Annotated in this window: 17 protein-coding genes; 13 read left to right on the top strand and 4 right to left on the bottom strand. The window is 65.7% G+C overall.

The genetic code is table 11. From position 1 onward, the window contains the following. Positions 1-225 precede the first annotated feature (225 nt). From RX329_RS29535 to RX329_RS29475, 13 genes are all read left to right on the top strand, one after another. The gene (locus RX329_RS29535) at positions 226-897 is read left to right on the top strand and encodes a response regulator transcription factor (protein ID WP_018458554.1); all 672 of its coding nucleotides are present in this window, start codon (positions 226-228) and stop codon (positions 895-897) included. Between the two features lie 121 nt (positions 898-1,018). Then, complete coding sequence (locus RX329_RS29530) at positions 1,019-2,395, top strand: sensor histidine kinase (RefSeq protein ID WP_085362392.1); 1,377 nt, start codon at positions 1,019-1,021, stop codon at positions 2,393-2,395. A gap of 159 nt (positions 2,396-2,554) precedes the next feature. Further along, positions 2,555-3,955 (top strand): hypothetical protein, encoded by a 1,401-nt coding sequence (locus RX329_RS29525; protein ID WP_085362393.1) that lies wholly within the window; start codon positions 2,555-2,557, stop codon positions 3,953-3,955. 100 nt (positions 3,956-4,055) lie between these two features. Further along, on the top strand, positions 4,056-4,325 hold the full coding sequence (locus RX329_RS29520) for a hypothetical protein (RefSeq protein ID WP_007593394.1): 270 nt from the start codon (positions 4,056-4,058) through the stop codon (positions 4,323-4,325). Between the two features lie 131 nt (positions 4,326-4,456). Then, on the top strand, positions 4,457-5,572 hold the full coding sequence (gene ccmI / locus RX329_RS29515; RefSeq protein ID WP_085362454.1) for a c-type cytochrome biogenesis protein CcmI: 1,116 nt from the start codon (positions 4,457-4,459) through the stop codon (positions 5,570-5,572). Between the two features lie 37 nt (positions 5,573-5,609). Further along, positions 5,610-6,119: a cytochrome c maturation protein CcmE gene (gene ccmE, locus RX329_RS29510; protein WP_026233609.1), complete on the top strand. Its 510-nt coding sequence runs from the start codon at positions 5,610-5,612 to the stop codon at positions 6,117-6,119. Beyond that, the gene (locus tag RX329_RS29505; RefSeq protein WP_085362394.1) at positions 6,116-8,098 is read left to right on the top strand and encodes a heme lyase CcmF/NrfE family subunit; all 1,983 of its coding nucleotides are present in this window, start codon (positions 6,116-6,118) and stop codon (positions 8,096-8,098) included. The genes ccmE and RX329_RS29505 overlap by 4 nt, the downstream gene beginning before the upstream one ends. Positions 8,099-8,102: 4 nt before the next feature. Next, positions 8,103-8,585 (top strand): cytochrome c-type biogenesis protein, encoded by a 483-nt coding sequence (locus RX329_RS29500; RefSeq protein ID WP_317244743.1) that lies wholly within the window; start codon positions 8,103-8,105, stop codon positions 8,583-8,585. A gap of 232 nt (positions 8,586-8,817) precedes the next feature. Beyond that, entirely contained in the window at positions 8,818-10,401 is a 1,584-nt protein-coding gene (locus RX329_RS29495; RefSeq protein ID WP_317244742.1) for a Do family serine endopeptidase, read from the top strand. Between the two features lie 294 nt (positions 10,402-10,695). Next, positions 10,696-11,376, top strand: a complete 681-nt coding sequence (locus RX329_RS29490; protein WP_035969420.1) for a response regulator transcription factor — start codon at positions 10,696-10,698, stop codon at positions 11,374-11,376. Beyond that, a complete protein-coding gene (locus RX329_RS29485; RefSeq protein ID WP_317244741.1) occupies positions 11,360-12,820 on the top strand; it encodes an ATP-binding protein in 1,461 nt (486 codons plus the stop codon). Before RX329_RS29490 ends, RX329_RS29485 begins: the two co-directional genes overlap by 17 nt. Next, complete coding sequence (locus RX329_RS29480; protein WP_317244740.1) at positions 12,817-15,807, top strand: bifunctional [glutamine synthetase] adenylyltransferase/[glutamine synthetase]-adenylyl-L-tyrosine phosphorylase; 2,991 nt, start codon at positions 12,817-12,819, stop codon at positions 15,805-15,807. Before RX329_RS29485 ends, RX329_RS29480 begins: the two co-directional genes overlap by 4 nt. A gap of 152 nt (positions 15,808-15,959) precedes the next feature. Continuing rightward, the gene (locus tag RX329_RS29475; RefSeq protein ID WP_018458564.1) at positions 15,960-16,853 is read left to right on the top strand and encodes a LysR family transcriptional regulator; all 894 of its coding nucleotides are present in this window, start codon (positions 15,960-15,962) and stop codon (positions 16,851-16,853) included. 3 nt (positions 16,854-16,856) lie between these two features. Here RX329_RS29475 and RX329_RS29470 read toward each other — a convergent pair whose 3' ends face one another. From RX329_RS29470 to RX329_RS29455, 4 genes are all read right to left on the bottom strand, one after another. Further along, entirely contained in the window at positions 16,857-19,187 is a 2,331-nt protein-coding gene (locus RX329_RS29470) for a PAS domain-containing sensor histidine kinase (protein WP_018458565.1), read from the bottom strand. A gap of 227 nt (positions 19,188-19,414) precedes the next feature. Then, on the bottom strand, positions 19,415-20,788 hold the full coding sequence (locus tag RX329_RS29465) for a cation-efflux pump (protein WP_085362399.1): 1,374 nt from the start codon (positions 20,786-20,788) through the stop codon (positions 19,415-19,417). A gap of 214 nt (positions 20,789-21,002) precedes the next feature. Further along, the gene (locus RX329_RS29460) at positions 21,003-21,971 is read right to left on the bottom strand and encodes a zinc-binding alcohol dehydrogenase family protein (protein WP_085385857.1); all 969 of its coding nucleotides are present in this window, start codon (positions 21,969-21,971) and stop codon (positions 21,003-21,005) included. A gap of 25 nt (positions 21,972-21,996) precedes the next feature. Next, the gene (locus RX329_RS29455; protein WP_018458568.1) at positions 21,997-22,992 is read right to left on the bottom strand and encodes an NAD(P)H-dependent flavin oxidoreductase; all 996 of its coding nucleotides are present in this window, start codon (positions 22,990-22,992) and stop codon (positions 21,997-21,999) included. Positions 22,993-23,556: the final 564 nt, after the last annotated feature.

Genomic DNA, 23,556 nt, shown 5'->3' with positions numbered 1-23,556 from the left:
GATCGACCGGACGGTTTGCACCTTCCGACTCGCCGCGTAACGCGGCACATTGCGCCCGCCATGCCGTCGGTTCGTCCGGTGGCATGGCGGGCGCAGTGCGTTGACTGCGAACTGGTCGGATATGACCAAAAAGTAACGCGGCCGGTTCCCCGGTGTTCATATTCAGTTCACGCCGGAATTGCTCATCTGTGCAGGTGTTCATGCGGCCTAATTCTGGAGAGAAGCGTGCGCCTGCTCGTCGTTGAGGACGACCCCGATCTCAATCGCCAGCTTACCAAGGCGCTGACCGACGCCGGCTATGTCGTCGATCGCGCCTTCGACGGGGAGGAGGGGCATTTTCTCGGTGACAACGAGCCCTACGATGCCGTGGTGCTCGACATCGGCCTGCCGAAGAAGGACGGCATCTCGGTGCTGGAGGCCTGGCGGCGCAACGGCCGCACCATGCCGGTCCTGATCCTCACCGCGCGCGACCGCTGGAGCGACAAGGTCCAGGGCTTCGATGCCGGTGCCGACGACTATGTCGCAAAGCCGTTCCACCTGGAGGAGGTGCTGGCGCGGATCCGCGCGCTGCTGCGCCGCTCCACCGGCCACGCCCAGAGCGAGCTGACCTGCGGCCCCGTCACGCTCGACACCAGGACCGGCCGGGTCAGCGTGTCGGGTAATCCCATCAAGATGACGTCGCACGAATATCGGCTTCTGGCCTACTTGATGCACCATTCGGGGCGCGTCGTGTCCCGTACCGAGCTGGTCGAGCATCTCTACGACCAGGACTTCGACCGCGACTCCAACACGATCGAGGTCTTCGTCGGCCGCATCCGCAAGAAGCTCGACGTCGACATCATCCAGACTGTCCGTGGCCTCGGCTATCTCCTGACCCCGCCGGCCCCCGGCGCTTGAAGCGCGGTGTCTCGAACTATCTCGTCTAGACGTATCTTGGCTTGACGGGCGGCGCAGCAGGGGCCTTGTTCGGGTCATGAGTTCCGACGCCATGCCACCCCGCGCCTCCGGGATCATTCCGATGCCCGCCAGCTCGCTTGCGAACCGCCTGTTTCTGTCGGCGACCGCGTGGCTCGTGGTGATCCTGGCCATCACCGGCGTGGTGCTGTCGTCGGTCTACAAGAACGCCACCGAGCGCGCCTTCGACCGCCGGCTCAATCTCTATCTCCGCACGCTGATCGCCGAGGTCGCCACCCCCGACGAGCCGCCGGACCGCCAGTTCCAGTCGCTCGGCGAGCCCTTGTTCGAATTGCCGTTGTCCGGCTGGTACTGGCAGATCACGCGGACCGACACCGAAAAGCCGGAGGTGCGCTCCTCGCGCTCGCTCTGGGACAAGAAGCTGCCAAAGCTGGAAGAGCAGGGCACCGAGCTCACAGCCGCGGGCATCCGGATCGCTTATGTCGACGGTCCAGAGGGACAGAACCTGCGCATGGTGGAGCGGCCGGTCGATCTCGGCGCGGACGGCAAATTTCTCGTCAGTGTCGCCGGTGACGACACCGAGATTTTCGACGAGACGCGCAGTTTCGATTACTACCTCGGCGGCACCTTCACCGCGCTCGGTATCGTGTTGCTGCTGACCACCGTGTTTCAGGTCCGCTTCGGTCTCGCGCCGCTCAAGCGCATCTCCGAATCCATCGCCGACATCCGGTCCGGGCGGGCGGAGCGGCTCGAGGGCGAGTTCCCGGTCGAGATCGCACCGCTGGCGCGCGAGACCAACGCGCTGATCGACGCCAATCGCGAGATCGTGGAGCGCGCGCGCACCCATGTCGGCAATCTCGCCCACGCCATCAAGACGCCGCTCTCGGTCATCGTGAACGAGGCCGGCGCGCATGCCACCGATCCGTTCGCGGCCAAGGTGATGGAGCAGGCCGACGTGATGCGCGACCAGGTCGCCCATCATCTCGAGCGCGCGCGCATCGCGGCGCGGGTCTCGGTCGTTGCGACGGTGACGGAGGTGGCACCGGCCATCGAGGCACTGCGGCGGACCATGGAGAAGATCCACCGCGGCCGCGGCATCGTGGTCGAGGCCGAGGCCGATCCGTCGGCGAAATTTCGTGGCGAGCGGCAGGATCTGGAGGAGATGGTCGGCAACCTCGTCGACAACGCCTGCAAATGGGCGGCGTCGCGGGTCTTCATCGAAGTTCTGGCGGAAGCGCCGCAGCAGGCGAGCATCGGCCCGCGGCTGCATATCATCGTCGACGATGACGGCCGCGGCCTGTCGGAGGCCGAGCGCACCCAGGTCTCACGGCGCGGCCAGCGGCTCGACGAGTCCAAGCCCGGATCGGGGCTGGGACTGTCGATCGTGACCGAGCTCGCTGCGCTCTATGGCGGCAGCCTCTCCCTCGGGCGCGCACCGATGGGGGGCCTGCGGGCGGAGCTGGTCCTCCCCGGAATATAATCCCTTGTTCCGACGCGACTATTTGGCCTGCTGCACACCGATCCGGACGAAACCAGGGGTATTCGGAGGGACTTCCTAAACGGCTTCTTAAGTGGCCCCACCTATGATCGAGCAGGACGGATCCCACGTCCGCCATTTTACCGTTCATTACCCGGGCGCATGAGCCAGACATCGATCGAGCGGCTGAGGGACTATCTCGCGCAGCTCCCGCCGCAGGCGCAGGCGCTGCTGATGCGAGAGTTCGAGCGTGCGCTCGAGCGCGGCCAGGACACGGCCGTGGCAACCCTCGTGCTCGACCAGCTGCGCAAGATTGTCCGCAAGACGGAAGCCGACGAGGCCGCACCGCCGCGTACGGACGATCTGTCGCGGCTGCTGTTCCAGGTGCTGGAACCCTTCCTGGTCGAAGCAGGCGCCCCGATCCGGGTCGGGCAGGTCCGCCGCTCCTCGCTGGCTCCGATCTGGCAATGGCTCGGCCGCGACGGTGCTCCGGATAAGCTGAAGGAACTCGAGGCGGCGCTGGCGCGCACGCCGGCCGACAGCGCAGGGCAGGTCGAAGCGCTGGCCTCGAAGCTCCAGGCGGTCGCTGCGGATGCCATCTTCGAGCTGACGGGGCCGGGCGGGGGTGACAAGTCGCGTGCGCTCGCCCGCGTTGGTCCGCCCAACGTGATTGAGGACCTCTGTTCGACCGGGGCGGTGCTCGCGGTCCGCGACGCCATTGCCACCTTGAACGAGAAGCTGCCGCGCTCTTTGCGCGCCTTCGGCGATGCCCAGATCGCATCGGTGACTGCAGCGCTCAACATTCCCGTCCTCCAGACCCCGCAGATGCTGCCCTTCGCGCTCTCCATCGTCGTGCAGCGGATGACCGCGCCGTGGCAGATCATCCGCCTCGCCATCAAGATTGCCGCATCCGACGACGAGATCCGTGTTGCGGCAACGCCCTATGGCGTCGCCGTCACGATCGCGCTGCATGATCTGTCCTGCGTGGCCGCCATCCTGCGCATGGACATCAAGCGCGGCCATTTCGACAATGTCGCCGCCAATCTCAAGACGCTGCACGACGGCGTGCGAGGCCTGCGTACCGAACTCGACCTGCGCAACGATTCTGCCTGGGGCAAGCAGTTGACCTCGATCCGGGCCGACATCTCTAACGCGCTGCAATCCGAGATCGACAGTGTTCCCGGCCGCGTCCGCCGCATCCTGCGCCAGCGCGCCGAGAAGGACATTCCGCCGGGCGCGCGGATCGACAGCACCGAGGTCGAGGAAACCGTCGCGCTGATCGATTTCGTCGCCACCTGCCGCAATTATGCGAGCGAGCTTGCGATCAACGAGGTGACACTGCGCACCTATTCCGACCTCCAGCAATATGTCGAGCGTTCGACTGAGCAGCTGGTGCAGTCGCTGCGCGGCGCCGATCACAAGGTCCGCACCTATCGGCAGCAGCAGGTGCAGGCCGCGATCCGCTTCTGCCAGGTGCTGTTCGGCGATGATTATGCCTCGCTGATGAGCCGCGCCGCGGAGAACGCGGCCACGGGCGAGCGCAAATCGTCGCGCGCTAGCTGATCCAGGCGCATATTTCAGTAGTCACAATTTCAGGTTGACGGTGTCGGTGGCTGGCCCTACGGTCGCCGTGCAGGTTTTTTATATTTCTATCTGTGGGCGCATGAAATCCGTTATCAGTTCCATCGAAATCGAGAATCGCGTCGTTGTTGCCAAATATCAAAGGCTGATGGTCGGCGCGAAGGTGGTGCTGGTCGAGAAGGCAAGCGGTCGGCAGCTTCCTGAGACCGTCACCAGGGTTGCATCACCCGTTCCCGTCGGGGCGTTGCGCATCAGATTGCCCGACGCTATCGAGCCGGGAACATATTTCCTGAAGGCCTTCAACGGACATGGCGAGGACGCCGCTCAAAGCGCGGACTTCGAGATCGGCTAAGCCGTTGGATTTTCACCATTTCGGGACTGTGCGCGGTCGCGCCGAATTGACAATTGTCAATTGCCGCATCGTCCGGCCGTGGTGTAAAGCGACCTGTGGGCGCGGCTTGCGCGCTGCCGGAAGCTTGCCAGATGATGCTATGGTTCGTGTTCGCGCTGATGACGGTCGCGGCGATCTTCGCCGTGCTTTTGCCGCTCGGCCGTAGCGGACGCGCGCAAAATCAGGGCAGCGAGGTCGCGGTCTACAAGGACCAACTCGCCGAGATCGAGCGTGATCTTGCCGCAGGGCTGATCGCCGCGCCCGAAGCCGAGGCCGCGCGCGTCGAGGTCAGCCGCAGGCTGCTTGCCGCGGCCGGCAGCGAGCCCGCAACGGCACCGAAATCCAGCCTCAAATGGCGCCGCGCGGCGGCCGTGCTGGCGCTTGCCGGCCTGCCGCTGGTTGCGATTGGTGTCTATGTGCCGCTCGGCTCGCCCAGGCTTCAGGACTTTCCACTGGCGCAGCGGGAGCGCGGATCCGGGTCCGGCATGGCGCAGTCGCTCGAGAATCTGGTCGTACAGGTCGAGCAACATCTGGAAAAGAATCCGACCGACGGGCGCGGCTGGAACGTGATCGCGCCCGTGCTGGAGCGGCTGGGTCGGTTCGACGACGCCGTGCGCGCCTATCGCAACTCGCTCACCTACAATGGCGAGAGCGCGGAGCGCCGGTCCGATCTCGGCGAAGCGATCTCGGCCGCCGCCGGCGGCGTCGTGACCGCCGAGGCCAAGACCGAGTTCGAGCGCGCGCGCGCGCTCAGCGCCGACGACCCCAAGGCGAACTATTTTCTCGGTCTCGCCGCCGAGCAGGACGGCCGCAAAGACGATGCCGCCAATATCTGGCGCGCGCTGCTGGCGAAAGCGCCGGCGGATGCGCCGTGGCGGCCTCTGGTGCAGACCTCGCTCGCGCGGGTCGGTGGCGGTGGCGCGACGATGCCGGCGCTGTCGGATGAGACCCTCGCAGCTTCCAAGGACATGAAAGAGGTCGATCGCAACGCGATGGTTCGCGGCATGGTCGAACGGCTCGCCACGCGCCTCAAGCAGAACGGCGACGACGTCGAGGGTTGGCTGCGCCTGGTGCGCGCCTATCTCGTCATGGGTGATCGCGACAAGGCAGTGGGGGCATCGACCGATGCCCGCCAGGCGGTTGCCAACGATGCAGCGCGGCTGCGCCAGCTCGATGAAGGCCTCAAGACGCTCGGGCTCGACGGATGATGATGTCAGGACGAGACGGGCAGGGAATGGATACGCCATGACGCGCAAGCAGCGACGTATGACCATCATCGGCGGCTCGCTCGCCGTGCTCGCCCTCGCGGCCGCGCTGGTGCTCAACGCGCTGCGCGACTCCATCGTGTTCTTTTCGACGCCGACCATGGTCGCCGAGAAGCACGTTGCGCCCGGCAAGCGGTTTCGCCTCGGCGGCCTGGTGCAGCCCGGCTCGCTCCAGCGCGGCGACAATCTCGCTGTGACCTTCGAGGTCGCCGACGGCGGCGCAAAGCTTCCGGTCGCCTTCAAGGGCATTTTGCCCGATCTGTTCCGCGAGGGGCAGGGCGTCGTCGCCGAAGGCGCGCTCGATGCTGACGGCGTGTTCAAGGCCGACACCGTGCTCGCCAAGCACGACGAGACCTACATGCCAAAGGACGTCGCCGATGCCCTGAAGAAGCAGGGGCACTGGAAGGATGATTACGGCGCCAAAGCTTCCGACGGCGTCAAGCCCGCGGCCACGACCGCGCAGGGCAATCCGCAGGGAGCAGTTCGGTGATCGCGGAGTCAGGACATTACGCGCTGGTGCTGGCGCTCGGACTGGCACTGATCCAGTCCATCGTGCCCCTGATCGGTGCGCGGCTGCGCGATGATGCACTGATGAATGTGGCGCGCTCCACTGCGCTGGCGCAGCTCCTGTTCGTCGGTGCGTCGTTCATCGCGCTTGTGATGCTGCACGTAGCTTCGGATTTCTCGGTCGTCAACGTCTACGAGAATTCCCACTCCATGAAGCCGCTGCTCTACAAGATCACCGGCGTGTGGGGAAACCATGAAGGCTCGATGCTGTTGTGGGTGTCGATCCTCGCGCTGTTCGGCGGATTGGTCGCGGCCTTCGGCAACAATCTGCCGCTGTCGCTGCGCGCGCATGTGCTGGCCGTACAGGCGTGGATCGCCAGCGCCTTCTATCTCTTCATCCTGGTGACCTCCAACCCGTTCCTGCGCATCGCCAACCCGCCGATCGAGGGACGCGATCTCAATCCGGTGCTTCAGGACATCGGTCTCGCCGTGCATCCGCCAATGCTCTATCTCGGCTATGTCGGCTTCTCGATCTCGTTCTCCTTCGCGATCGCGGCGCTGCTGGAGGGGCGGATCGACGCCGCCTGGGCGCGCTGGGTGCGGCCGTGGACGCTGGTCGCCTGGATCTTCCTGACGCTCGGTATCGCCATGGGCTCGTACTGGGCCTATTACGAACTGGGTTGGGGCGGCTGGTGGTTCTGGGACCCGGTCGAGAACGCTTCGCTGATGCCGTGGCTTGCCGGCACCGCGCTGCTGCATTCGGCGCTGGTGATGGAGAAGCGCAATGCGCTGAAGGTCTGGACCATCCTCTTGTCGATCCTGACTTTCTCGCTATCGCTGCTCGGCACCTTCCTGGTGCGCTCGGGGGTCATCACCTCGGTGCATGCCTTCGCGACCGATCCAACCCGCGGCGTGTTCATTCTCCTGATTCTCTGCCTGTTCATCGGCGGCAGCCTGTCGCTGTTCGCGGGGCGCGCGACGTCATTGAAGCAGGGCGGTCTGTTTGCGCCGATCTCGCGCGAGGGTGCGCTGGTGCTGAACAATTTGCTGCTCACGGTCGCCTGCGCGGTGGTGCTGTTCGGCACACTCTATCCGTTGGCGATGGAAATGCTGGCCGATTTCAAGATGTCGGTCGGCGCGCCGTTCTACAACCTCACCTTCGCTCCGCTGTTCACGCTGCTGCTGCTCGCCGTGCCGTTCGGGCCGTTACTGGCATGGAAGCGCGGCGATCTGCTCGGCGTGACGCAACGCCTGCTGGCGGCTGGCGTTGCCGGGCTTGTCGTCGCCGCTATGGTCTGGGGCTGGGCGCGCGGTGGCAGCGCGCTGGCGCCGCTCGCGATCGGGCTTGGCATCTTCGTGATCGCCGGTGCCGTCACTGACATCGTCGAGCGCACCGGCCTCGTGCGGCTACCGTTCGCAACGGCGCTGCACCGGGCCCGCGGCCTGCCGCGCTCGGCCTGGGGCTCCGCGTTTGCGCATGCCGGCCTCGGCATCGCGCTGATCGGGATCGTCTGTGAGACCACCTGGAACAGCGAATATATCGCGACCATGAAACAGAACGACGTCGCCCATGTTGCCGGTTACGACGTCAAGCTCGATGGTTTGTTTCAGCGCCAAGGCCCGAACTTCCGCGAGATGATCGCCGAATTCAATGTCAGCCAGGACGGCGAGACGCTCAGCGTGATGACGCCGTCCAAGCGTAGCTTCACGACCCGCGGCTCGTCGACCACCGAGGCCGCGCTGCTGACGCGCGGCGCCAGCCAGCTCTACATTTCGCTCGGCGACGCCACTGCCGAGGGCGCCATTGCCGTGCGCATCTATCACAAGCCGCTGGTGCTGCTGATCTGGTGGGGGCCAGTGCTGATGGCATTCGGCGGCGTGCTGTCGCTGTCGGACCGGCGCCTGCGGGTGGGTGCGCCAAAACCGGCGCGGGCCAAGCAGCGCCTGCAGCCGGCGGAGTGATCTGATGCGCCGAATGATGGTCGCGTTCGTCGCGCTGATGCTGCTGGCCTTGCCTGCGGCGCATGCCGTGCAGCCCGACGAGATCATGTCGGACCCGGTGAAGGAGTCGCGCGCACGCGACTTGTCGCGCGAGCTGCGCTGCATGGTCTGCCAGAACCAGTCGATCGACGATTCCGATGCGCCACTGGCGCGCGATTTGCGGCTCCTGGTGCGCGAGCGCATCGCGGCCGGCGACAGCAATTCGCAAGTGCTCGATTTCCTGGTCGCGCGCTACGGCGAGTTCGTGCTGCTCAAGCCGCGCTTCGAGCGCCAGAACGTGCTGCTGTGGCTGCTCGCGCCGCTGCTGCTGATTGGCGGTGGCCTGGCGCTATGGCTGCAAATCCGCCGGCGCGCGCGAAATGGTGCAGACCTACCGGCTCCGCCGCTCACGCCCGACGAGGAAGCGCGGCTCGCCGCATTGATGGCGGATGAAGCCAAATCCAGCTAGCTACGTTGCTGCGCGCATCAAGCCGGCACTGCGCGGGGGTTCCTGGAACTTGGTTAAGTTCCTGCAGGTTCACTAGTTTTGGCCGCGATAAACTGCCGCATCCGCATGTCCGGTGCATTACAAAAGTTTAACCCCGCCGCCAGCGCACGGTAAGGCGGCAGCCCCCATCTTCAGGTCCGTAAGGTGCCGCCGTCAGGCGCCAAATGGATTTCAAGGCCCTGGAGATCTCTGCATGACCGACCGTTCCGACCTCTCGAACCTTCCGTCCTACCGGCAGCCCCGCCGGCCCGTTTTCTCGGCCCGCAAGATCGCGCTGATGGCCTCGGTCGTCGCCGGCCTCGGCGCCGCCGTCTACGGCTTCGGCACGTCGACCTCGCCGGCCGACCTGTTCTCGAGCCCGGCGCATGCACAGGTCAACAACGAGGTCCGCAAGGTCGAACGCCCAATTGGTTTCGCCGACATCGTCGAGCGCGTGAAACCGTCGGTGATCTCGGTAAAGGTCAACATGAAGGAGAAGACCGCGAGCAACGATGACGGCGATGACGCGCAGTCGCCGTTCCAGCCGGGCTCGCCGATGGAGCGGTTCTTCCGCCGTTTCGGCGGTCCGGATGGCATGCCGGGCCTGAAGGGTGGTGGCGGTCGTGGCCGCGTCGTGCAGGGCCAGGGCTCCGGCTTCTTCATCTCGGCTGATGGCTTTGCCGTGACCAACAACCACGTGGTCGACGGCGCCGACAAGGTCGAAGTCACCACCGACGACGGCAAGACCTACACCGCCAAGGTGATCGGCACCGACCAGCGCACCGACCTCGCCCTGATCAAGGTCGAGGGCAGCTCGAACTTCCCGTTCGCGAAGCTTGCCGACGGCAAGCCGCGGATCGGCGACTGGGTGCTCGCGGTCGGCAACCCGTTCGGCCTCGGCGGCACCGTGACTGCCGGCATCGTTTCGGCCAGCGGCCGCGACATCGGCAACGGCCCCTATGACGATTTCATCCAGATCGACGCGCCCGTGAACAAGGGCAATTCCGGCGGTCCCGCTTTCGACACCAACGGTGAGGTGATGGGCGTCAACACCGCGATCTACTCGCCTTCCGGCGGCAGCGTCGGCATCGCGTTCTCGATTCCCGCAAGCACCGTGAAGAGCGTGGTGGCGCAGCTCAAGGACAAGGGCTCGGTCAGCCGCGGCTGGATCGGCGTGCAGATCCAGCCGGTGACATCCGACATCGCCGACAGCCTCGGCATGAAGAAGGCTGAAGGTGCGCTGGTTGCAGAGCCGCAGGCGAATGGTCCGGCGGCCAAGGCCGGCATCGAGTCCGGTGACGTGATCACGTCGGTCAACGGTGAACCGGTCAAGGACGCACGCGAGCTCGCCCGTACCATTGGCGGCCTGGCGCCCGGCGCGACCGTGAAGCTCAACGTGCTGCACAAGGGCCAGGACAAGGTCGTGAACCTCACCCTCGGCCAGCTGCCGAACACGATCGAGGCCAAGGCCGACATCGACAAGGACAGCGGCAAGGGCGCGAGCCGCGGCACCGACGTGCCCAAGCTCGGCATGACCGTCGCGCCCGCCGATTCCGTGGCCGGCGCCGGCAAGGAAGGCGTCGTGATCACCGAAGTCGATCCGAAGAGCGCGGCTGCCGAACGCGGCTTCAAGGAAGGTGACGTGATTCTCGAAGTCGGCGGCAAGAGCGTGAGCACCGCCGGCGAAGTCCGCGACGCCATCAACACGGCGCGGACCGACAACAAGAACAGCGTCCTGATGCGGGTGAAGAGCGGCGGCCAGTCGCGCTTCGTCGCCGTGCCCATCGCCAAGGGCTAACGAAGGGCTAACCAAGGGCTCGGCCTCAGGAGGCCTCCGAGATGAAGGGTGTCGCCGGCATCAGTCGCCCCCGCCGACGGCGCCCTTCGGGGGAGCAGCGCAACGTTTGCTTCCCCTGTCTACCTTCCGGTGGAATACGCCCCCCTCCGTCGGAAGGCCTAGGGCGGTGAAGTCCCCCCAGCTTCACCGCCCGCCTTTTTCTCGATGCCAGAGTCTCTCACTCGGCTTGCATGCGATTGCCGCTCGCGCCATGTTTAGAGAAGGTTCACTCCCTTGACCGTTGCCGAACGCACGATGCGCCTCCTCATCATCGAAGACGACCGCGAATCCGCCGACTACCTCGTGAAGGCTTTTCGTGAGGTCGGGCACATTGCCGACCACGCCGCCGACGGCGAGGAAGGCCTTGCCATGGCCGAGAACGGCGATTACGACGTGCTGGTGGTCGACCGCATGCTGCCCAAGCGCGACGGCCTGTCGGTGATCGGCGCGCTCCGCGACAAGGACGATTCGACGCCAGTGCTGATTCTCTCCGCGCTCGGCCAGGTCGACGACCGCATCAAGGGCCTGCGCGCTGGCGGCGACGATTATCTGCCGAAACCCTATTCCTTCGCCGAGCTGTTGGCCCGGGTCGAGGTGCTGTCGCGCCGCCGCGGCGGTCCGGCCGAGGACACGCTGTACCGCGTCGGCGATCTCGAGCTCGACCGGCTCTCCCATCGCGTCGCGCGCGGCAAGGACGAGCTGACGCTCCAGCCGCGCGAATTCCGCCTGCTCGAATACCTCATGAAGCATGCGGGCCAGGTGGTGACCCGCACCATGCTGCTGGAGAACGTCTGGGACTATCATTTCGATCCGCAGACCAACGTCATCGACGTGCACATTTCGCGGCTGCGCTCCAAGATCGACAAGGGTTTTGAGCGGCCGCTGCTGCACACGATCCGCGGCGCGGGATACATGATCCGTGACGGCATTCGGTAAACTCGTCCGCACCACGGCATTCCGGCTGACGCTGGTCTATTTGCTGTTGTTCGCGATGTTCGCGGCCTCGCTGCTGGCCTATTTCGCCTGGAATACGCGGCGGCTGATCACCGAGGAGATCACGCAGACGGTCAATGCCGAGACCTCGGAGATCAGCGAGATCTACGGCCGCCGCGGCTTGCGCGCTCTCGTGCTCGCGATCGAGTACCGCGCGCTGCGTCCGGGTGCCAACCTCTATCTCGTGACGACGCCGACCGGGCAGGCGATCGCCGGCAATGTCGGCTCGCTGGCGCCCGGCGTGATGGCGAAGCGCGGCTGGTCCGAGACCGCCTACCGGCGTATCGAGGACACCGACGATCGCGACCACCTTGCGCTCGTCCGCGTCACCGAACTGGAAAACGGCTTCCGGCTTCTGATCGGACGCGATCTGGCCGAGCGGCGACGGCTGTTCGGCATCGTGGCGAAGGCCGCGCAATGGTCGATCCTGATCGTCGTTGTGCTCGGCCTGGGCGGCGGCATCTTTGTGGCGCGCAGGGTTTTGAGGCGCATTGATGCGATGAGCGGCACCGCCCATCGGATCATGACCGGCGATCTCAGCGAACGCCTGCCGGTAGGGCGCAGTGGCGACGAGCTCGACCGCCTCGCCGAAAATCTCAACGCCATGCTGGAGCGGATCGAGGCGCTGATGGCGGGGCTGAAGGAGGTCTCCGACAACATCGCCCACGATCTCAAGACGCCGCTGACGCGACTTCGCAACCGCGCCGAGGAGGCGCTGGCGAAATCCGGCGGCGAGGCCGATTACCGCGCCGCGCTGGAACGGACCATCGAGGAATCCGACGGGCTGATCCGTACCTTCAACGCGCTTCTGATGATCGCGCGCGCCGAGTCCGGGCAGGCGCGCGGCAACATGGATGATTTCGACGCGGCCGATGTCGCCAACGGCATCCACGAGCTCTACGAGCCGCTGGCTGAAGACGACGGCATGACGCTGAAGGTCAAGGCCGATCCGACGCCGGTGCACGCCAACCGCGAACTGATCAGCCAGGCGCTCGCCAATCTTGTCGAGAATGCGATCAAATACGGCAAGCCGGCCGCGCAGCCGGCGGGAACCGTGGTCAGCATGGAGGGCAGGCAGATCACGATCGAATCGAGGCGCGAGGGCGATCAAGTGCTGCTCAGCGTCACCGATCGCGGTCCCGGGATACCCGAAGCCGACCGCAAGCATGTGGTGGAACGATTCGTGCGGCTGGAAGCCAGCCGCACGCTGCCTGGATCCGGCCTCGGCCTCAGTCTCGCCTCCGCGGTCGCGACATTGCATGGCGGTGAGTTGAGGTTGGGTGACGCCCAGCCCGGTCTCGTCGCCACGCTTGTGCTGCCGGCGCGCGCGGGGGCCGGCGACAGGGTTGCTCCGCCAATGCAGGATGTGCCACAGAAGGTGGCATGAACCATTCCGCGCCGGGAAACGCGGACAAGCATGGTGAGAGCCTGGCCGCACGCTTCGCGGAGGCTCCCCATATTGCCGCTTCCGTCACCGACCAAGGACGTTTTGAAAGCTGGCTGGCCGAACTCGAGCCCGCGCAATCCGCCCGTCTTGAAACGCTGCTGGCTCACCGCTTCGCGCGCGACGTCCTGGCCGGCATCGCGGAATTCTCGCCTTATCTGTTTGAGCTGCTGCGCGCTGATCCGCAGCGCCTGATCCGGCTGCTGGAATGCGATCCGGATGCGCATCTCGCCACGCTGGTCGTGGACGCGAACGGCGCCGTGCTCGCGGCATCCGACGAAGCCGAGGTGATGCGGCTGCTTCGCCGCATGAAGGCGGAGGCCGCGCTCCTGATCGCACTGTGCGACATCGGCGGGGTCTGGCCGGTGATGCGGGTGACCGCAGCGCTCACCGATGTTGCGGTGGCCTCGGTGCGGGCGGCGCTTCAATACCTGCTGCGGCAGGAAGCCGCACGCGGCAAGCTCTCGCCGCCCAATCCCGAGGCGCCGGAGGAGGGCTGCGGGCTGATCGTGCTTGCGATGGGCAAGATGGGCGCAGGCGAGCTGAACTATTCCAGCGACATCGATCTCATCGTGTTCTTCGATCCCGACAATACGACGCTGGCCGCGGATATCGAACCCCAGCCCTTCTTCGTGAGGGTGACGCAGGGGATGGCACGCATTCTCCAGCAGCGCACCTATGACGGTTACGTCTTCCGCGTCGATCTGCGCCTGCGTCCCGATCCATCCTCGACGCAGGTGGCGATTTCGCGCGACGCCGCGCTGAACTATTACGAGCGGGAAGGGCGTACCTGGGAGCGCGCCGCGATGATCAAGGCGCGCGCCTGCGCCGGCGATCCCAGGGCAGGCGAGGCGCTGCTCGCGGAGATCGCGCCCTTCGTCTGGCGCAAGCATCTCGACTTTGCCGCGCTTGCCGACGTTCACGACATGAAGCGGCAGATGCAGACCTATCGCGGCCAGAGCGAGGTCGCGGTCGAAGGCCATAACGTGAAGGTCGGGCGCGGCGGAATCCGCGAGATCGAGTTCTTCGCCCAGACCCAGCAATTGATCGCCGGGGGACGACATCCTGAACTGCGCGTGCGGCCGACGCTCGCCGCACTCGGCGTGCTTGCTTCCAGCAATTGGATCACGATTGCGGCGCGTGACGAGCTGACCACGGCGTACCAATTCCTGCGCCGGGTCGAGCATCGCCTCCAGATGATTGCCGACGAGCAGACCCACACGCTGCCCGAGGACAAGGAGGCGGTCGAGCGTTTCGCCTGGTTCTTCGGCTATCCGGATCGCGAGGCCTTTGCCCGCGACCTCTTGCGCCAGCTCGAGATCGTCCAGGGCCACTACGAAAAACTGTTCGAGGGCGACGATCCGACCGGCACGGCCAAGCTGCCGGCGCTCGACTACGGTGCAGGTCCCGACGATCCGCGGCTGCTTCAGTATCTGGCCACGCTCGGCTTCAAGAAGCCTGCCGCCGTCGCGCAGACCGTGCGTGACTGGATCACCGGCGAGTACCGCGTCTTCCGCATCGAGGCGACGCGAAACGCTTTCGTCGAATTCGTGCCGGCTCTCATCGACGGTCTCGCTCATGCCGAGGAGCCGGATCGGGCCGTCGTGGCGTTCGACCATTTCCTTGGGGCGCTTCAGCGCGGCGGCCGGCTGATCACGCTGCTCGGCCAGAACCGCGATCTCGTCGCGCTCGTGGCTCTGGTGCTGGGCGCGGCGCCCCGGCTCGGCGAGATGCTGGCGCGGCAGCCGCAGCTCATGGACGGCCTGATCGATCCGCGCTTCTTCGGCGCCATGCCCGACAGGCAGGAATTGTCGGGGCGGCTTGCAACCACCGTGCAGGATGCCGGCTCTTACGAAGAGTTCCTCGACCGCCTGCGTCTTTTCGGGCAGGAGAGCCTGTTCCTGATCGGCACGCGCATTCTCTCCGGCACGGTCTCGGCGCAGCAGGCGAGCACGGCCTTTGCCGACGTCGCCGAGGGCATCGTCCATACCGTGCATGGTCTCGTCGCCGACCGCTTCGCCGCCCAGCATGGCCGGATCAAGGGGCAGGAGAGCGCAATCATCGCAATGGGCCGGCTCGGCAGTCGCGAGATGACCGCGTCGTCCGATCTCGACCTGATCCTGCTTTACGATTTCGACAGCGACAGTCCGGACTCCGACGGTGCGAAGTCACTGCAAGGTGCACATTACTTCGCCCGCTTCACCCAGCGCCTGATCAGCGCGTTCACGACGCGCACCAATTACGGGGTGCTTTACGAGATCGACATGCGGCTGCGCCCCTCGGGGCGCGCCGGCCCTGTCGCCTCGAGCCTCGTCTCGTTCGCGGACTACCAGGCCAACGAGGCCTGGACCTGGGAGCACATGGCGCTGACCCGCGCGCGGGTCGTGTCCGCTTCGCCCGAATTCCGGGAGCGGATCGAGCGCGTCATCCGCGATGTCCTGACCCGTCGCCGCGATCCCGCAATCACCGCCAACGACGTCGCCGACATGCGGCGTGCGATCGCCCAGGAGAAGGGCGAGGCCGATTGCTGGGATCTCAAATATGCCGCCGGCGGCGTGGTCGACATCGATTTCATCGCGCAATATCTCCAGCTTGTGCATGCGCACGAGACGCCGGAGATTCTCGACGTCGCCAGCATGCAGGTGCTGGACAATGCATGCAGGCTCGGCGTGCTCGCGCAATCGGAGACCGAGATATTGCGGGCCGCGACGCGGCTGTATCACGATCTGACGCAGATCCTGCGGCTCTGCGTCAACGACCGGTTCAAGCCGGAGACCGCCGGCACCGACCTCCTGCGCGTGATGGCACGCGCCGGCGATGCGCCGCATTTCTCCTCGCTGGAGGCGCGCGTGAAGGAGACGCAGAGCGAGGTGCGCCGTGTCTTCAGGGCGCTGCTGGAAGGGACGTCGTCGTCGGCTTCAGCGAGGTGAGCGCCTCCCGCACGTTCGGCTCCAAGCCCGCGCCGCGGGCGTCGCGGCGACGCGCTGGATGCAGCGCTAGGCATTCGTGGCGGTTTTTGCGTGTCGCAAGGGGTAGGGCATGCTAGCTTGCATGCCACCATACGATCCGAGGGAACGAACGGTTGCTCGACAAGCTTGAACTATTGCTGGCGCTGGCGAAGGAACGGCATTTCGGCCGGGCCGCCGAAATGTGCGGCGTGACGCAACCGACGATGTCGACCGGGCTGAAGCAGCTCGAGGAGATCCTCGGCGTGATGTTGGTCCAGCGCGGCTCCCGCTTCCAGGGTTTTACGCCGGAAGGCGAGCGGGCGCTGGATTGGGCGCGGCGGATCGTGGGCGATGCCCGCGCGATGCGTGACGAGATCAACGGGCTGAAGCATCAGCTCTCCGGCGAGATCCGAATTGCGGCAATCCCGACCGTGCTCGGTATGGTCGCTGCGCTGACGACGCCGTTCCGCGCCAGGCATCCCGAGGTGCGTTTCCGCATCCAGTCCACCACCTCATCCGAGGTGCTGGGGTTGCTCGAGAATCTCGAGGTGGATGCAGGCCTGACCTATATCGAGAACGAGCCGATCGGCAAGGTGCGCACCATTCCGCTCTACAGCGAGAGCTATCGTCTGCTCACCGCGCCGGATGGAATGTTCGGTGATCGCGAGACGGTGACGTGGCGGGAGGTCGGACAGGTGCCGCTGTGCCTGCTGACGCCCGACATGCAGAACCGCCGCATCATCGACCGCGCGTTACGTTCGGTCGGCGCCGAGGCGACGCCGACCTTGACCTCGAATTCGCTGCTGGTGCTGTTCACGCATGTGAAGACGGGGCGCTGGGCCAGCGTGATGCCGGCCAAGCTCGCCGAGACGCTCGGCCTGTCCGATACGGTGCGCTCGATCCCGATCATCGATCCCGATGTCAATTACAGCATCGGCATGGTGATCCCGCAGCGTGATCCGATGACGCCGCTGATCGCGGCGCTGGTCAATGTCGCGCGAGAAGTCGCGCCGTCGCTGCAATCGTAGAATTCAGGCCGCGGCCGATATTCCGGACGCCGACTTGATCGCGTTGCGGGGCAGGGTGACGCGCACGACGGTGCCGACCTCGAGTTTGGAGCGCAGCCGCATCGAGCCGCCATGAAGCTGCGCCAGCGAGCGGGCGATCGCCAACCCCAGTCCCGAGCCGTGATAGGTCTTGGTGAGCTGGCTCTCGACTTGCTCGAAGGGGCGGCCGAGCCGCGCCAGCGAATGCGGCGCGATGCCGATGCCGGTGTCGGCGATCATCAGCACGATCCTGTCGTCGAGCTGCCGGCTGCGCACCACGATGCGTCCGCCGTCGGGCGTGAACTTCACGGCGTTGGAGAGCAAATTGACGATGATCTGCTTGGTGGCGCGACGGTCGGCGACGACGGAGATGGACTTTGCGATGTCGGCGTCGAGCGTCAGGTGCTTGTCCTGCGCGCGGCCGGTGACGACCCGCAGGGATTCCGCCAGCGTCTGCGCCAGGTCGAGCTCTTCCATGTCGAGCTTCATGCGGCCGGCCTCGATCTTGGACATGTCGAGGATGTCGTTGATGACTTCGAGCAGGTAATGCCCGCTGGTCAGGATGTCGTGGCAGTATTCCTGGTACTTCTCCGAGCCGAGCTCGCCGAACATGCCCGAGCCCATGATTTCGGAAAAGCCGATGATCGCGTTCAGCGGCGTGCGCAGCTCGTGGCTCATATTGGCGAGGAATTTCGACTTGGTCTGGTTGGCTTCCTCGGCGCGGGTCTTCTCGCGCTGGTATTTCTCGGCGAGATCGGCGAGTTCGCCCGCCTGGCGCTCCAGGGCTGCCTGCGAGCGCTTAAGGTCGATGACGGTGGCGCGCAGGCGTAGATCGTTGTCGACCAGCTTCTGCTCGTGCTCCTTGATGCGGGTGATGTCGGTGCCGACCGAGACGTAGCCGCCGTCCTTGGTGCGGCGCTCGCTGATGTGCAGCCAGCTGCCGTCGTCGAGCTGCGCCTCGAAGGTCCGCGCACCGGGGCCCTGGCTCGCAGTCTCGTTGTGCCGGGTGCGAACCTCCGGCATGCGGCCGACCTCCAGCACGGTCTCGTAGGAGGTGCCGGGGATGACGGCGCTGTCGGGCAGCTTGTGCAGGCGCTGGAAGTGCGAATTGCAGAGCACCAAGCGGTCGCTGGCGTCCCACAGGACGAAGGCTTCGGGAATGGTCTCGATCGCGTCGCGCAGGCGCAAATCGGCTTCCACGGTCCGCTCGGCGAGGCTCTTCTGCTCGGTGATGTCGACCGCGATCCCGATCAGGTGAACGCTGGAATCGGTCGCGCCGCTGGTCTTCTCGCAGCGGACGCGGAGCCAGATCCAGTGGCCGTCGACATGCTGCATGCGGAAGGTCTGGTCGATGTGGTCGATCTTCTCGGAGATGAGCTGGTCGGCGATCTCGAACAGGTCGATGTCGTCGGACTTCACCAGCGCGTTGACCTCGCCGAAGGTGAGGAGCTCGTTGCGGCCGTCGAGGCCGAGCATTGAAAACATTGACTGCGACCAGAAGATGCGGCCGCGCGACAGGTCCCAGTCCCACAGCCCGCAGCGGCCGCGGTTGAGCGCGGTGTCGATCCGGCCGCGCACGGCGTCGTTGATCAGGTCGCCCTCGCGGGCACGGGTGGACTGCCAGTGGAAGGCGAAGCCGAGGATCAGGACCACGAAGCCGGTGGTGGCCGACAGCGTCACCGATAGCGCGGCGTCCGAGCCCCAGATCGGCTCGTTGCGCTCCTGGATCACGGTCACGAAGCCGGGCAACGATTTGATCTGCCGCGCGGTCGCCATTGCGGCGTTGCCGTTCGGCAGCGTCATGTCGGAGATGTTGTCGTCGCGCGGCGGTGCCGCCAGCAGTTGCGCCGTCGTGATTGCGTCGAGCAGGCGGTCGTTGCCCGAGGGATCGCTGTCGATCGGGATGCGAGCGAGGATGCGGCGGTCGATTCCAGCCGAGGTGACGATGACGTGGCGGCCCGAGGCGGTGCCCCAGGTTGGAATGAGGTCGGGCAGCAACGCCGGGAGGCTCTCGATGTTCTTCAGCCGCTCCTGTCGCCCGGAGGTGAGGCGGTCGATACGCTCGGCGAGCAGGTCGGCGAGCGCCGAGATGTCGTGGCGGATCACCAGCCGCTTCTGGCGCGTCTGGTCGACGACCTGCACGAACGCGCCGAGGCAGATCGTGATCAGGAATGCGATGATGAGCGTCGGCACGGCGCGGCGCAGCGCAGGCTCCGCTATCAGGAGCCGATGATAGGCAGGTTTCGCGATCGATTGCGCCAATCCTTTGATCGAATCGGATTGGACGCACGCGTTCGCGGCGTCTGCACGCGACATGCCTAAAGCCCCCTGGAAACCTGCTTGCAACTGGACTTCGGAAGCAGCCCCACATCGCTTCCGAATCATGGTCGATTTGAATCCAGATTTCGCGGGCTGTCGAGAGTCAACGAATCGTTAACGCGAATTTATTCTTATCCAACGCGCAGTTTGTGCGTCGTGCGTCCGCAAACTTACGTGCGCGGCGAGTCCGAAACGAGAACGTGTGACTCCTCGCACATTCTCTGTCACGCGCGCGGCGGTTCGGCGTGACTGATGACGCGCTTCACGCTCGGGAACGCGCGCCGCAACGCGCGCTCGATCGCATCGACATGCTCGTGCACCTTGATCACGCTCATCGACGGCTCGGCGCGGCAGTGGAAATTCACGATCTCGCCGGCGTCGGTGTTGCGGACGCGAACATTATGGATGTCGTGGATCTCGCCGCTGGCGGCATATTCCGTCAAGGCTGCGGCGATGGCCCGCACCCGTTCCGGTTCGGCATCGACCCCGAACGGCAGTTCCGGTTCCAGCGGCTCGATGTGGACGTCGACCTCGACATCTGCGCCGAACTCTTCCTGGATGTTGCGTTCCAGCGTGTTGGCGACGTCATGGGCGGCGTAGAGCTGCATCCCCCCGTCGACCTCGAGGTCGATGCTGACGATCAGCTTGGCGCCGAGATCGTGCACGGTGACGTGGTGGATGGCGAGGCCCGAATTGTGGGCGATGACCATGATGCGGTCGCGCACGGTCTCGTTGTCGCGCGCCACGGGGACTGCGGTGAAGGTGAGGTCGGTATCGCCGAAGGCCGTCTCGACGGCTGCTTGCGCGTTGCGCTTGATGTCCTCGACCCGGTCGATGGGGTAGGTCCGCGGCACCTTTGCGATCGTGTCGATAAACGTGGTGGCACCGACCATGCGCACGCGGAGCCGCTCGATGTCGATCACGCCCGGCACGCTGCGGATCGCGGCCGTGGCCGTCTCATGGGCGCCTTCCGGAGCGCGGTCCACCAGCGTCTGCACGGTCGAGCCGGCCATGCGCAGGCCGAGCAGGGCGATCATCACGGCCACTGCGGCGGCGGCAGCCGCGTCGCCCCACCAGAAGCCGAGGCCGGCGAGGATCAGGCCCACGATCACGGCGAACGAGCCCATCACGTCGGAGGCGAAATGCAGCGCATCGGCGGCGAGCGCCTGGCTCCTGGTCTCCCGTGCGGCACGGTGCAGGGCACGGGCGCGCCAGAAATTGACGGCGATGTCGATCACCAGCACGACGAAAGGGACGGCGGAGATCGTCGGCGGCGCAACTCCCTCTCGGAGATGGCTGTAGGACTGGACCAGGATTCCACCGGCGAGCACGTAGAGCAGGGCGGTGACGCCCAGTGCCGAGACACTTTCGAGCTTGCCGTGGCCGTAATGATGCTCTTCGTCCGCCGGCTTGTCGGACACCCGCACCACCGCCCAGGTGATGATGGTGGCGACCAGGTCGATCGACGAATGCAGCGCCTCGGAGATTAGCGCCAGCGAGCCGATCGCGATCCCGACCGCGAACTTGGCCGCCGCCATGCCGCCGCTGGCGAATATCGAGATCGCTGCGACTGAGGTCTTGTTGTGTTGGGAGCTCATGGCGGGGATTTAGCAGGCCGCGGGTGAACATCAAGCGACGATCCACAGGCGTAGACGCTAGTGAGTTGCAGGAGCGGGTGAACTCCGTCGTGCCCGGACTTGTCCCGGGCATCCACGTTCTTCGGAGCGACAAAGACGTGGACGGCCGGGACAAGCCCGGCCATGACGAGTGGAGAGACTGGTGCGCTGCCGCTCTCTCTGGTCGTCGCGGCCACTACACCGTCACGACGATCTTCCCCAGGTGCTTGTTGGCCTCCATGTGCTCGAAGGCCTTGTCGATGTCGTCGAAGGCAAACACCTTGTCGATCGGCAGCTGCAGCTTTCGCGACTCGACGGCGCCCCAGATGTCCTTGCGGACCTCCTCAAAAATCTCACGGACCTCCGCGACGGTGCGGGTGCGGAAGGTGACGCCGACATAATCGATGCGGCGGGCCGCGTGCAGGTCGAAGTTGAAATCGCCATGGGTGCCGCCGAGCCGGCCGACATTGACGATGCAACCCTTGACCTTGGTCGCCGCGAGGTTCTGGTTCGCGACCTTGCCCGAGACCTGGTCGACGATGAGGTCGACACCTTCGCCGTTCGTCGCCTTCAGCACCTCGTCGACCCATGAGGGGTCAGAGGAGTCGACCGCAAGATCGGCGCCATACTCCTTCAGCCGGCTGCGGCGATAAGCATCGGTCGAGGAGCCGATCACGAGCCTGGCGCCCTTGAGCTTCGCAATCTGCATCGCCATCAGGCCGACGCCGGAGCTTGCGCCCTGGATCAGCACGGCTTGCCCGGGCTGCACGCCGCCGATGGTGACGACGGCGTTGTGCATGGTCGCGAGTGCGACGGGCAGGGTGGCGGCTTCCTCGAAGTTCATGTTCGAGGGCGCGTGGAAAAGCCGGCCGTGATCGGCCAGCGTGTATTCGGCAAACGCCGCGCCGCCCGAGCCCATGATGCGGTCGCCGACCTTGAGGCCCTTGGCATCCGGTCCGAGCGCGGCGACCTCGCCGGCCCATTCCATGCCGAGCACGGTGCCGGCGCCGCCGGCCGCGCCATGGGCGTGGCCCTTGCGCATGCCGGTGTCGGCGCGATTGAGGCCACAGGCGCGGACCCGGACCAGCACCTGCGTGCCTTCAGGCTTTGGTTGAGCGACGTCGGAAATCGTAGCGCCACCAGGGCCGTAGACATAAGCCTTCATGAATTGCTCTCGCTTCTTGCAGTGATTATTCAGCAGCCTGCGCTGTCGGATGAACGATCATGCCTTCGAGCCGGCTGCGGATGATGGCCTCCGCTTCGCGCACGATGCGGGAGATCAGTTCCGCGCAGGTCGGGATGTCCTGGATCAGGCCCTGGACCTGGCCCGCCGACCAGATGCCTTCGTCCGAGTTGCCGGTCGCGTAGACCATCTTGCCGCGGGCGCCCGCGACGAGTTCGCGGATGTCCTCGAACTTGGCGCCTTCCTTCTCCATCGCTACGACCTTGGTCGAGATCTCGTTCCTGGCGACGCGGGAGGTGTTGCGCATGGTGCGGAAGATCAGCTCGGTTTCGCGCTCGTCATTGGCCACGATCTTCTCCTTGATGAGCTGATGAATGGGGCTCTCTTTGGTCGCCATGAAGCGGGTGCCCATGTTGATGCCTTCGGCGCCGAGCGCCAGTGCGGCGACGAGGCCGCGGGCGTCGGCAAAGCCGCCGGAGGCGATCATCGGGATCTTGATCTTGTTGGCGGCGGCCGGGATTAGGATCAGGCCGGGGGTGTCGTCCTCGCCGGGATGGCCGGCGCATTCGAACCCGTCGATCGAGATGGCGTCGACGCCCATGCGCTCGGCCGAGAGCCCGTGACGGACGCTAGTGCATTTGTGCACGACCTTGACGCCGTGCTTCTTGAACTCGTCGACATGCTCCTGCGGCTTGTTGCCGGCGGTTTCGACCACCTTGATGCCGCTCTCGATGATGGCGGCGCGATATTCGGCATAAGGCGGCGGCTTGATTGCGGGCAGGATGGTGAGGTTGACGCCAAACGGCTTGTCGGTGAGATCGCGGCAGCGGGCGATCTCCTTCCTGAGGTCCTCCGGTGTCGGCTGGGTCAGCGCCGTGATGAAGCCGAGCGCGCCGGCATTGGCGACGGCGGCGACCAGCTCGGCGCGCCCGACCCACTGCATGCCGCCCTGGACGATCGGGTGCTCGACTCCGACGAGCTTGGTGAACCGTGTCTGCAGCATGATCTGTTTCCCCGCTTGCGTGGCGCTCTTTTATCGGTCGATGCCGGCAGGATGCCGCCCGGGTCGGGAAAAGTCTATTGCGAGGGCGTGCGGTGGAGGCGGGGCGATCATGCGGGGAGTGGGGGGATTCCGTGAGGCGGATAATTGACGCGGGCTCGTGTCCCGGACGCGCTGCAACGCCTCTTCGCGTTGCCGCGCAGAGCCGCGACCCATGCCCAGCGAGCGCTCTGAAAGATGGGCGCCGGCTCTGCAGCGCACCGTCGAACCGGACGATGCTTCGCTCTGCCGGGGGATGCTGCGCTGCGTCCGGGGCACGGACGCACAATCTTCCGATCAATCTCGATCCGACTTGCAAACAGCAGACGCATCTTCGCATCCTCGCGGCGCATTTCGCCCGAGCTTTGCCTGATCGCATCGCCCTCGTCGTGACAAGGGCGCAGGGAAGGCCGGGCGCCGGCTGGCACCCGCAAGTCCGTGCGCCAGAAGAATGCACACGGGGTGGACCACAGGTCAGCCAATCGCCCGGCCTTCCCTGCGCGGTGGTTTACGGCTTACTTCGTGCTC

This window comes from Bradyrhizobium sp. BWC-3-1 (assembly GCF_032917965.1).
In the GTDB taxonomy this organism is placed as follows: domain Bacteria; phylum Pseudomonadota; class Alphaproteobacteria; order Rhizobiales; family Xanthobacteraceae; genus Bradyrhizobium; species Bradyrhizobium canariense_D.
The sequence above is the reverse complement of the archived record's forward strand: the minus strand, read 5'-3'. Positions and strand labels throughout refer to the sequence as shown.

Bases quoted from the DNA above. Each gene is read 5' to 3' on its own strand.
- RX329_RS29530 (WP_085362392.1), top strand. From the start codon at position 1,019: ATGCCCGCCAGCTCGCTTGCGAACCGCCTGTTTCTGTCGGCGACCGCG.
- RX329_RS29525 (WP_085362393.1), top strand. From the start codon at position 2,555: ATGAGCCAGACATCGATCGAGCGGCTGAGGGACTATCTCGCGCAGCTC.
- RX329_RS29520 (WP_007593394.1), top strand. From the start codon at position 4,056: ATGAAATCCGTTATCAGTTCCATCGAAATCGAGAATCGCGTCGTTGTT.
- ccmI (WP_085362454.1), top strand. From the start codon at position 4,457: ATGATGCTATGGTTCGTGTTCGCGCTGATGACGGTCGCGGCGATCTTC.
- ccmE (WP_026233609.1), top strand. From the start codon at position 5,610: ATGACGCGCAAGCAGCGACGTATGACCATCATCGGCGGCTCGCTCGCC.
- RX329_RS29500 (WP_317244743.1), top strand. From the start codon at position 8,103: ATGCGCCGAATGATGGTCGCGTTCGTCGCGCTGATGCTGCTGGCCTTG.
- RX329_RS29495 (WP_317244742.1), top strand. From the start codon at position 8,818: ATGACCGACCGTTCCGACCTCTCGAACCTTCCGTCCTACCGGCAGCCC.
- RX329_RS29490 (WP_035969420.1), top strand. From the start codon at position 10,696: ATGCGCCTCCTCATCATCGAAGACGACCGCGAATCCGCCGACTACCTC.
- RX329_RS29480 (WP_317244740.1), top strand. From the start codon at position 12,817: ATGAACCATTCCGCGCCGGGAAACGCGGACAAGCATGGTGAGAGCCTG.
- RX329_RS29470 (WP_018458565.1), bottom strand. From the start codon at position 19,187: ATGTCGCGTGCAGACGCCGCGAACGCGTGCGTCCAATCCGATTCGATC.
- RX329_RS29465 (WP_085362399.1), bottom strand. From the start codon at position 20,788: ATGAGCTCCCAACACAACAAGACCTCAGTCGCAGCGATCTCGATATTC.
- RX329_RS29460 (WP_085385857.1), bottom strand. From the start codon at position 21,971: ATGAAGGCTTATGTCTACGGCCCTGGTGGCGCTACGATTTCCGACGTC.
- RX329_RS29455 (WP_018458568.1), bottom strand. From the start codon at position 22,992: ATGCTGCAGACACGGTTCACCAAGCTCGTCGGAGTCGAGCACCCGATC.